The sequence below is a fragment of the Arthrobacter sp. JCM 19049 genome (genome assembly GCF_001310435.1).
Genome location: NZ_BAXF01000047.1, coordinates 1 through 10,684 on the forward strand (window position 1 = coordinate 1; position 10,684 = coordinate 10,684).

The window sequence follows — 10,684 nt, forward strand, 5'->3', positions numbered from 1 at the left end:
CCGCGGCCCTGGAAGCGGCGCTCGCCGTCAGCCGGGCCGAAGCCGGTGAACAATACGGAGAACACCACGTCGACCAGGTGCGCCTGGCGATCATCGGCATGGGCAAGTGCGGGGCCCGGGAACTGAACTACATCTCCGACGTGGACGTGATCTACGTGCACCAGGGAATGGGGGAACTGTCAGAACAGCAGGCCACCGAGATCGCCACCACCCTGGCCAGCGGCACCGCGCGCACCATCATGCTGCCCGGCGGGGAACCGCCGCTGTGGGAGGTGGATGCCAACCTGCGCCCCGAAGGCAAGGAGGGGGCACTGACCCGCACCCTGGCCTCCCATGAGGCCTACTACCAGCGCTGGGCGCATTCCTGGGAGTTCCAGGCGCTGCTCAAGGCCCGGGCCATTGCCGGGGACCGGGAACTGGGCGAACGCTACGAGCGGATGGTCTCCCCGATGGTCTGGTCCAGCTCCGAACGCGACGGGTTCGTGGAATCGGTGCAGAAGATGCGCCGCCGGGTCAGCGCCAACATCGCCAAGGACGAGGTCGAGTGGCAGATCAAGCTAGGCCCCGGGGGGCTGCGGGATGTGGAGTTCACCGTCCAGCTGCTGCAGCTGGTGCACGGACGGGTGGAACAGGCGCTGCAGGTGCCCACCACCACCCTGGCCATCCAGGCGCTGAGCGAACTGGGGTTCATTGGACGCACCGACGCGATGAACTTCGATGAGCCTACCGCTTCCTGCGGCTGCTGGAACACCGCATCCAGCTCTCCCAGCTGCGCCGCACGCATCTGATGCCGCGCACCGAACACGCCCAACGGGTGCTGGCCCGGGCCATCCGCAGCGCCGGGGACACCCGGTTGACCAGTGCCGCGCAGCTGATGCGGCGCTGGAATGAAACCAAGCGGCTGGTGCGCTCCTTGCACGAACTGATTTTCTACCGCCCACTGCTGGTCACCAGCTCGAACCTGACCACCGAAGAGGTGCGGCTGACCCCGGCCAGCGCCCAGGCGCGGCTGCGCGCCCTGGGGTATCTGGACCCGAAGGCGGCCATGCGCCACATTGAGGCGTTGACCAGTGGCGTCTCCCGTTCGGCGGCGCTGCAGCGCCAGCTGCTGCCGGTGCTGCTGGGCTGGTTTGCCGAGGGTGTGGACCCGGACGCCGGGCTGTTGGGCTTTCGGCGGCTGAGCGAATCGCTGGGCAAGACCCACTGGTTCCTGGGGATGCTGCGTGACACCAACGCCGCCGCCGAACGACTAAGCGCACTGCTGTCCAACACCCGTTTTCTGACCGACCTGCTGGCCGTGGAATCCACCGCCGCGGCCTGGTTGGGCAATGACAGCGCCCTGCAGCCGCTGGACCGCACCGCCCTGGAGCAGCAAAGCGATGCTATTATCCGGCGCAACCGCCAGCCGGACACCGCGATCCGCCAGGTGCGGGTGGCCCGGCGCAAGGAATTCCTGCGCGTCGCCCTGGCCGACGCGGCCGGGCTGATGAACGTCTCCAAGGTTGGCCACGCGCTCTCGGACATCGACGCGGTCGCCGTGGAGGCCATTTTGCGGGTGCTGCGCGCCGCGGATGTTGCCGAGCACGGGGAGCACAGTGACCTGGTGGTCATCGCCATGGGTCGGCAGGGCGGGCAGGAGATCGGCTACGGCTCCGACGCGGACGTCATGTTTGTCCAGCGCCCGGTGCCCGGGGCGGATGGCCAGCAGGCCCAGGAACAGGCGCTGCGCATCGTCACCGCGCTGATCGCCGCGGTCTCCCGGCCGCTCAAGCCGGCCATCCCGGCGGAGGTGCGCCTGGTGATCGACGCGGACCTGCGCCCGGAAGGAAAGACCGGAGCCTGGTGCGCAGCCTGGACTCCTACGCCGAATACTATGCACGCTGGGCCGATGTGTGGGAACGCCAGGCACTGCTGCGCGCCGGCCGATGGCCGGGGACCGGCAATTGGGTGAGGACTTCATCGCGCTGATCAACCGGTCCGCTACGGCGGGGGACTGGATGGAGGCGGAGGTCAAGGAGATCCGCAAGATCAAGGCCAGGGTGGAGGCCGAACGCCTGCCGCGCGGCGCCGACCCGGCGCGGCACCTGAAGCTGGGCCGCGGTTCACTTTCGGACGTGGAATGGCTGGTCCAGTTCTTCCAGCTGCAGTACGCCTGCGAACACGAGCAGCTGCGCACCACCACGACCCGCGCCGCGCTCAAGGCCTTGGCGGAGCTGAAGTACCTGTCCAAATCGGAGGTCAAGACGCTGGACATGGCATGGACCTGGCCACCAAGGTGCGCAGCGCCGAAATCATCACCTCCGGGCGCTCCAGCGACGTGCTGCCGCGCTCGGCCCGGGACATGGAGGCGGTGGGACGCTGGTGCGGCTACGAACCGAACCAGGGCTACCAGCTGGAGGACGACTACCTGAAGGCCACCCGGCGGGCGAGGGCAATCTTTGAAAAGCGCTTCTACGGTTTCGAGGACTAGGGGCGGTTAACCCTGCGCGCGGGTGAGCCGGCCAGTGGTGTCCGGCCATTGCACCACGGCCCGGGCCCCGGCCACCAGGGCCTTGGCACGCAGGGCATCGGCAAGCACGATCCCGTTACCGCCCACCTCCAGGATCGCCAGGTCGCCCTCCAGCCCCGGTGGGGCATCGCGCAGCCGCCAGTTGGCTGCCAATTCGGCGATGCCGCGTTCCAGCAGCAGCTCTTCACCGGCGTGGAAGTCACACGCCGGACCCACGGCGTGGCCGAGAACGCTGCGCGGCTGGACGGTGTCGAAGTCCTCGGTCACCGGTTCCAGATAGCCGACGACCTCGCGGTCCTCACGGGTGACCGGCATCCACTGGGTGCTATCCATGCGCCTCACCTTAGCAGGCAGGCACGTTACGACGGCGGGCTACGGGTGCACCAAAAACCGCAGGCATCGCGCGGGCAAGGGCCTGGCGATGCCTGCGGTAAATTTTACGCTCGTCCCACCGCGATCCGAGGGGCGGATGACGGCGTCTTGGGCTAGCAGCCGTAGTAGAGCTCGAACTCGTACGGGTTCGGGCGCAGCGAGAGCGGACGGATCTCATTCTCGCGCTTGTACTCGATCCAGGTGCGGATCAGGTCCTCGGTGAACACTCCGCCTTCGAGCAGGTACTCGTAGTCCTCCTCCAGGGCCAGCAGTGCCTCCTCCAGGGTCTCCGGGGCGCGCTGGATGTCCTTGGCTTCCTCCGGGGGCAGCTCGTAGAGGTCCTTGTCGATCGGCTCGGCCGGCTCGATGCGGTTCTTGATGCCGTCCAGACCCGCCATCAGCTGGGCCGCGAACGCCAGGTACGGGTTCGAGGAGGCATCCGGGGCGCGGAACTCGATGCGCTTGGCCTTCGGGTTCGACCCGGTGACCGGGATGCGGATACCGGCCGAGCGGTTGCCCTGCGAGTAGACCATGTTCACCGGTGCCTCGTAGCCCTTGACCAGGCGGCGGTAGGAGTTCACGGTCGGGTTGGTGAAGGCCAGCACCGAGGACGCGTGCTTCAGCAGTCCGCCAATGTACCAGCGGGCGGTGTCGGACAGGCCCGCGTAGCCCTTCTCGTCGTAGAACAACGGGTCCCCATTGGACCACAGCGACTGGTGCACGTGCATGCCCGAACCGTTGTCCCCGAAGACCGGCTTGGGCATGAAGGTGGCGGACTTGCCCCAGCGTCGGCCACGTTCTTCACCACGTACTTGAACAGCATCAGCTCATCGGCCGAGTGCACCATGGTGTTGAACTTGTAGTTGATTTCCGCCTGGCCAGCGGCACCCACCTCGTGGTGGCTGCGCTCGACTTCCAGCCCGACATTATCCAGCTCAACGCAGATCGCGTCGCGCAGGTCGGCCTGCTTGTCGGTGGGGGAGACCGGGAAGTAGCCGCCTTGAACGGGGTCTTGTAGCCCTGGTTGCCGCCTTCTTCCTTGCGGCCGGTGTTCCAGGGGGCCTCGTCCGAATCGATCTGGTAGAACGCGCCCTGCGGGCTGGATTCGTAGCGGACGTCTTCAAAGATGAAGAACTCGGCTTCCGGGGCGAAGAACGCGGTGTCGGCGATGCCCGTCGATTCCAGGTAGGCCTCGGCGCGCTCGGCCACGCCGCGCGGATCGCGGTGGTAGGGCTCACCGGTGCGCGGGTTGATGATGGAGAAGTTGAATGCCAGGGTCTTTTCGATCCGGAACGGATCGAGGAAGCCGGTCTTCACATCCGGGATCAGCTGCATGTCCGAATCGGAGATGCCGGCGAAGCGCGAATCGAGGACGCGTCAAAGAGCTGGCCGTTGACAAAGAAGTCGGCGTCCACTGACTTGGCAGGAACGTTGAAGTGCTGCTGCACACCCGGTAGGTCGGTAAAGCGAATATCGACGAACTTGACGTCCTCCTCGGCGATGTACGCCAAAGCTTCTTCTGGACTGGAAAACATGTGCAGGTTACTCCCTGTTGTCTATTGAAACGGTAAACAAGTCGGTCAAATCATGATCGCTTGCCCTTGCCTACTCCTCTACAATACCGAGGATCCGTTTCCCAGTGGTGTCTCTATTGTTTCTTGTGCGTTACAAAGCAGGGTTTTTCGCTTCTTTTACAGTGCCCGCCCTGTGCCGCCGGGCACACTCAATGGTTCGCACAGTGAACCCCGATAAACTGGGGGAGTGGAACGAAAAGACTTGGGTTCCTGGCTGGAAGGACCCCCTCAGCTCAACACCCAGCAATGGCCCGGACAGCGACTGGGACGGCCCGAGCGGGGGCCCGGTTCAATTGCCCGCTTCCCCCGGCGTGTCGGGGCGATCATCATCGACTGGGCGCTGGCAATGCTGGTGAGCTGGTGGCTGTTTGATTCCGCCGCCTTGGCCACCCTGCTGCTCTTCTGCCTGGGCCAGATCATCACCGTTGGATTCACCGGCCACTCGATCGGCCATCGGGCGCTGGGCATGCAGGTCCAGTCCATGGACGGCACCGCGATCAAGCCGCTGACCGGTCTGGTGCGCTCGGTGCTGCTGTGTCTGGTCATTCCCGCTCTGATTGCGGACGCCGACCAGCGGGGCCTGCACGACCGCGCCGGAGGCAGCGTTCTGGTGAGCATCCGCTAAGCCTGCCCGATCCACGCGGCAAAGACCCGGCCGGTCAGGAAAGCACTGGGGTTAAATGAAAGCGAGCCGTGCACCCACCAGGGTGCACGGCTCGCTTTCATTCGGTGGTTTACCGCCCGCGCATGGCGCGACGGCTCGGACGCACCTTGTTCGGGTCAATCCCCTTCGGAATCGGCAGACGATTCGCGCTCAGGGTGGTCAGGCGCTTATCCACTGCACTGACCTCAAGCTTCGACAAGGTCTTGGGAAGCTTCTTCATCTTCTTGCTGACCTCAGGCAACGGGGTCTGGTTCTCGCCGCTGCCGGCATTGATCACGGTGATCGGAACGTTGGGCAGCACACGGCCGATGCGCTTGCGCTCGGAGCTGACCAGCTCGCGAACACGGCCGTTCGGGCCCTCGGTGACCAGCACGACTCCGGCGCGGCCCACACCCAGGAACACCAGGTCCTGGTGGCGGTTGGCGGCTACCGGCTCCTGCTTCAGGATCCAGCCGCGGCGCAATACGCTCATCGCGGCGCCGGCAGCACCCGGGCGTCCCTCCAACTGCGTAAACGCGGCCTTCTCGGCGCGACGGGAGAGGACAAACATGGCCGCCAACAAGCCCAACGGGATCGAGATCAGCAGCATCGTGATCCAGTTGTTCAGCAGGATGCCGATCAGCAGACCCACCGCAACAACACCCAGGCCAGCCAGCAACATCCACCACACGACCATCGGGTCATTGCGGCGAGTCATCTGGAACACCTGGCCCATTTGCTTCAGGCGACCGGGCTCTTTATTCGGCTTATCGGCTTTTGGTTTGCGCGAGAACAGGCCACGCTTGGGCTGCGGGTCTGTGTTGGATGCGACATTGTCGGAGTTTTTGGCCATAGTGACTCAATTCTACCCGAGTCCACTGCCCGCGTTCCATCCGGGAACGGCAAAGTCCCGACCACACAGTGGTGATCGGGACCTTGCTCGGGTTACAGGGCGCCTCGTGGGGCAGTAACGCTAGTTGGTGACCAGGGAGGCTGCTTCCTGGCGGGTGTTGCCCGAGGACTCAATGTGCGCCAGCGCTTCGGGGATCTCGCGGCCCTTCTTGCGCATTGCCCCGGCCCACAGGCGTCCGGCGCGGTAGGAGGAACGCACCAGCGGGCCGGACATGACCCCCAGGAACCCGAGCTCCTCCGCTTCCTGCTGCAGCTCAAGGAATTCCTGGGGCTTGACCCAGCGGTCCACCGGCAGGTGCGTTCGGTGGGGCGCAGGTACTGGGTGATGGTCAGCAGGTCGCAGCCGGCCTCATGCAGGTCCGCCATGGCCTCGGAAATTTCCTCACGGGTCTCGCCCATGCCCAGGATCAGATTGGACTTGGTGATCAGCCGCGCTTGTGACCGTGCGTGATGACGTCCATGGACCGTTCATAGCGGAAGGCCGGGCGGATGCGCTTGAAGATGCGCGGCACGGTTTCCACGTTGTGGGCGTAGACCTCCGGGGCCGAATCGCAGATCGCGTCCAGGTTCTCCGGTTTGCCGGAGAAGTCGGGAATCAGCAGCTCGACGCCGGTGTTCTCGTTGAACTGGTGAATGCGGCGCACGGTTTCCGCGTACAGCCACACGCCCTCATCCTCCAGGTCATCACGGGCCACGCCGGTGACGGTGGCGTAGCGCAGATCCATCTTCTTCACGCTCATGGCCACCTTGAACGGCTCCGAGCGGTCCAGCGCCGAGGGCTTGCCCGTGTCAATCTGGCAGAAATCGCAGCGACGGGTGCATTCCGACCCGCCAATGAGGAAGGAAGCCTCGCGGTCCTCCCAGCATTCGAAGATGTTGGGGCAGCCAGCCTCTTCGCAAACCGTGTGCAGTCCTTCGGACTTGACCAGGTTCTTCAGACCGACGTACTCCGGTCCGATGTTCAGTTTGGCCTTGATCCACTCCGGCTTGCGTTCCACCGGAACCTTGGAGTTGCGTTGCTCGACGCGCAGCATTCGACGGCCTTCAGGGGCGACACTCATGTGTATTGCTCTTTCTGAGGAAGTAGGAAGGTCTTAAGCGACGGGAAGGGAGGTGACAACCTGGGGCGTGAGCAGACGATCCAGCTCTTCTTGCACCCGGTCGGCGACGTCTACGGGATTCAAGGTGCGTCCCAGCTCCTGGGAGATCGAGGTGACCCCGGCATCGGTAATGCCGCAGGCAATGATCTGCTCGTAGGTTCCAGGGAGTTGGAGCAGTTCAGGGCGAAACCGTGCATGGTCACCCCATGGTTGATGCGAATGCCGATGGCGGCAATCTTGCGGTCCTGCTGCACGCCGTCACCCGGAACCCAGACTCCGGAGCGTCCCTTGATCTGGACGGTTCGGATGCCCAGTTCGGCCAGGACGTTCATCAAGGCTTCTTCAAGGTTTCCACATACAGGCGGATGGCGTTGATCTTCTTGAGCTTGACGATCGGATACCCGATCAGCTGCCCCGGTCCATGCCACGTCAGCTGTCCACCGCGGTCAACCTCAACCACGGGGGTGCCGTCCTGCGGCAACTGCTCATCTTCGGTACGGCGTCCAGCGGTGTAGACCGCCTCGTGTTCCAGCAGAAGGATTCTGGGGGCTTCTTCGTCGGCAGCCACGGCGTCGTGGAGACGTATTTGGTAGTCCCAGGCTTCCCTGTAGGGAACCAGCGATTCGCCTAGACCGAGTCGTTCGAATTCGATCGTCATGAGTTTCAGCCTACGCCTAATGCGTAAAGGGCTCGAGTTGGTAACGAAACAACGAATGTGGATAACTTAAACGCGTAATACAAGTTTGCTTTACAACTGAGTCATGGAATATGAACTCAGCCCGTTCGCGTGGCCCGAATGCGAAGCTACGTCACCCTCAGGTCGTTGGACGATGCCCAAGATTCGCGGGTGTGGCTCGTCCAGCGCGAAGCCGACCAATGCTTCCTGGTCATGAAGCTGGCCTCCCAGACTGAAACGCTGGCCACGATCCGGCAGGGGACCGACGGGCCCAACGATCAGCACACCATCAAGCTTCATGACACGGTGATGACCAACCGGGGGCCGGCGCTGCTGGTGGAATACTGTCCCGGGGGCAGCTTGGGCCAAATGGTCGCTGCCCGCGGCCCACTGCCGCTGGGGAGGTGATTACCGCATTGGCTCCGGTCGCCAGTCGGTCGCGCGCCTGCACTCCCAGGGGCTGGCGCACGGGGACGTGTCCCCGAACAACATCCTGCTCTCCGCCGAGGGGATGCCCAAGCTTTGTGACTTCCAAGAAGTGAACCTGCTGGACGAAAATAATCACAGGGCTGGCACCCCAGGTTCATCGCGCCGGAAGCAGGGGACTCACCGGCAACAGCGCCCGATGCGGTGGCTAACGGCGAGGCGCGGGATGTCTACGCGCTCGGGGCCTGTCTGTGGTACCTGCTCAGCGCCAAGGTCCCCGACCCTCCGGCGCTGCGTGCGCCGGTGACGCTGGTGTTTGAGGATCTGCCGGAAACCGTGCTGGACCTGCTGCTGGATGCGCTGCATCCAGAACCGACCGCGCGTCCCAGTGCCGACCAATTCGCCCGCAGCCTGTACGCCAGCGGGCAGGCCGAACCACTGAACTGGACTGAATCGGTTCCCGCCCAGGCATCACACCTGATGGCGACCATTCATCCGCCAGCACCCCGCGGCCGACGCCGGGCCATGCGTTCGCGGCCGGAGCGTCGGCAACGATTGGTTCCGGAACGGCCCGAAGTCACCCAGGAACAAGCCCGACGCTTCGAGGACCGGCACGCCCTGAAACCCACGCCCGGTGGTCGACGGCTGATCGCCGCGGCATTGCTCGGTTTGTTCATGGTCGTCATTGCTGGGCTGGGGGTGAATCACTGGCAGTCGCAAACCGATGCCAACGCCGCCAACGGCGAGCAGGCACCAGTGGATGCTTCCCGAACCTGCTCCATTCAGTCCGATGCCCAGTTGCCGCCCTGCGCTCAGTCACCGGACGCCGTCGGGGCAGCCTTGTTGAAACTGACCCACGCGCGGGACCGGGCATTCAACTCGGGCGACTATCAGGCGCTCTCCAAGCTCTATGTGCCGGAAGCTAAACAACTGGGTGAAGATGCCCGGGTCCTGCAGGAATTGAAGGATATGGACCTGGGTGTCACCGGGATGCGAACCCGACTGAGCGGGATCGAAGTCGTGGCGCGAAGCTTCCCGGACACCGTGGTCCTGGAGGCGCATAGTGTGCTTGACCCGTACGCCTATCGAAGCCTGTCGAGCGAAGAAGATGTTCACCGGGCCCAGCAGGCCCGGGCCGAGCGAGTCCGCTTCGAACTGCGCCAACATACCGGGCAGTGGCTCATCTCGCGGATTCTTGCCCGGGAGACGACAAATGGGACCGCCGCGAACGGCGATCCCATGAGCGGGTATGAAACCGGGCCTGTCGAGGACTAGTTCCAGAGGGTGGCGATCAGGATGTTCACCAGGGCCAGGCCGCCGGTGGCATGCGCGATGCCAGTGGAAACCTCCTCGCCGGCCTTGACCTTCTTGCGGCCCAGGAACGCGGTCACCACGATGGCGATGGAGATGACCAGCTTGATGCCGATCTTCATGTGGTTGACGGTGCCGTCTTGCATTTCAATGACGCCGACCAGGGCCAGGCCGGTGATCAACTGGGTCAGTGCGCCAATCCACTGCCACAGGTTGACGGTAGGGGTCTTGAAGTTGGCCAGCCAGCCGCCGAAGATGGCCGCAGCCCCCAGGATATGGAGCATTACCAGAACGTTAAACAGGAAAGTCATGCTTCAAGAATAGTCTGCTTCGACAAATTGTAGAAATGCCGAAGGCCCGCTGGAACACGCGGTGCCGCGTGTCAGCGGGCCTTCGGCAAGCCGGGCTGATCAGGCCTAGAGCCAAGATCACCTTCGAATGCGCCACCCTCCAGGCGGGCCTTGACGGTCTGCAGGAAGCGACCGGCGTCGGCGCCGTCCACCAGGCGGTGATCGTAGGTCAGGCACAGGTACATCATGTGGCGCACGGCAATCGAGTCGTTGCCTTCGGCGTCGGTGATGACCATCGGGCGCTTGACGATCGCGCCGGTGCCCAGGATGGCAACCTGCGGCTGGTTGATGATCGGGGTGTCGAACAGCGCGCCGACCGAACCGATGTTGGTGATGGAGAAGGTTCCACCGGCCAGCTCATCGGGACCGATCTTGTTGCTGCGGGTGCGCTCGGCGACATCGGCGATCTTCGAGGCCAGGCCGGCCAGGTTCAGGTCACCGGCGTTGGCCACGACCGGAACCAGCAGGCCGCGATCGGTGTCCACCGCGAATGCCAGGTGCTCGGCATTGTGGTAGGTGATCTGCTGGCTCTGCTCGTCGTACTCGGCATTCAGCGTCGGGTGCTGCTTCAGGCCCTCGGCGACGGCCTTGGCGATGAACGGCAGGTAGGTCAGGTTCACGCCGTTGGTGGCCTTGAACCCGGCCTTGGCTTGGCACGCAGGTTGACCACGCGGGTCATGTCGATCTCGTGGACCTGGGTCAGCTGGGTGGAGACATCCAGCGACTCGCGCATGCGGCGGGCAATGACCTGGCGGATGCGCGGAGCCTTGACGGTGGTGCCACGCAGCGAGGAGGCCTCGACGGCCGGAGC

At 64.3% G+C, this 10,684-nt stretch carries 6 protein-coding genes and 5 pseudogenes; 4 read left to right on the plus strand and 7 right to left on the minus strand.

Features of this window, described 5'->3' with window-relative positions; all coding sequences use genetic code 11:
* Positions 1 to 2,470: pseudogene (locus JCM19049_RS18525) on the plus strand (bifunctional [glutamine synthetase] adenylyltransferase/[glutamine synthetase]-adenylyl-L-tyrosine phosphorylase); the annotation flags it as partial.
* Between the two features lie 6 nt (positions 2,471 to 2,476).
* On the opposite strand, the gene JCM19049_RS04090 reads toward JCM19049_RS18525, so the two are convergent.
* Positions 2,477 to 2,842 carry a hypothetical protein gene (locus JCM19049_RS04090; protein ID WP_279402430.1) on the minus strand — a complete coding sequence of 122 codons (366 nt, stop codon included), beginning with the start codon at positions 2,840 to 2,842 and terminating at the stop codon, positions 2,477 to 2,479.
* 152 nt (positions 2,843 to 2,994) lie between these two features.
* Positions 2,995 to 4,416: pseudogene (gene glnA / locus JCM19049_RS04095) on the minus strand (type I glutamate--ammonia ligase).
* A 226-nt stretch (positions 4,417 to 4,642) separates the two neighbouring features.
* Here glnA and JCM19049_RS04100 point away from each other — a divergent pair.
* Positions 4,643 to 5,080 (plus strand): RDD family protein, encoded by a 438-nt coding sequence (locus tag JCM19049_RS04100; RefSeq protein ID WP_054820885.1) that lies wholly within the window; start codon positions 4,643 to 4,645, stop codon positions 5,078 to 5,080.
* Positions 5,081 to 5,189: 109 nt separating this feature from the next.
* Here JCM19049_RS04100 and JCM19049_RS04105 read toward each other — a convergent pair whose 3' ends face one another.
* The 3 genes and pseudogenes from JCM19049_RS04105 to lipB form a co-directional block, all read right to left on the minus strand.
* A complete protein-coding gene (locus tag JCM19049_RS04105; protein WP_054820886.1) occupies positions 5,190 to 5,951 on the minus strand; it encodes a DUF4191 domain-containing protein in 762 nt (253 codons plus the stop codon).
* Positions 5,952 to 6,071: 120 nt separating this feature from the next.
* A pseudogene (gene lipA / locus JCM19049_RS04110) lies at positions 6,072 to 7,071 on the minus strand (lipoyl synthase).
* Between the two features lie 33 nt (positions 7,072 to 7,104).
* Positions 7,105 to 7,768, minus strand: a pseudogene (lipB, locus tag JCM19049_RS04115) (lipoyl(octanoyl) transferase LipB).
* A gap of 165 nt (positions 7,769 to 7,933) precedes the next feature.
* Here lipB and JCM19049_RS04120 point away from each other — a divergent pair.
* Positions 7,934 to 8,194 carry a hypothetical protein gene (locus tag JCM19049_RS04120; RefSeq protein ID WP_279402431.1) on the plus strand — a complete coding sequence of 87 codons (261 nt, stop codon included), beginning with the start codon at positions 7,934 to 7,936 and terminating at the stop codon, positions 8,192 to 8,194.
* 354 nt (positions 8,195 to 8,548) lie between these two features.
* Positions 8,549 to 9,487: a hypothetical protein gene (locus tag JCM19049_RS04125; RefSeq protein WP_279402432.1), complete on the plus strand. Its 939-nt coding sequence runs from the start codon at positions 8,549 to 8,551 to the stop codon at positions 9,485 to 9,487.
* Here JCM19049_RS04125 and JCM19049_RS04130 read toward each other — a convergent pair.
* Positions 9,484 to 9,834: a hypothetical protein gene (locus JCM19049_RS04130; RefSeq protein ID WP_054820889.1), complete on the minus strand. Its 351-nt coding sequence runs from the start codon at positions 9,832 to 9,834 to the stop codon at positions 9,484 to 9,486. The two genes, JCM19049_RS04125 and JCM19049_RS04130, sit on opposite strands and share 4 nt — an antisense overlap.
* A gap of 71 nt (positions 9,835 to 9,905) precedes the next feature.
* Positions 9,906 to 10,684, minus strand: a pseudogene (locus tag JCM19049_RS04135) (2-oxo acid dehydrogenase subunit E2); the annotation flags it as partial.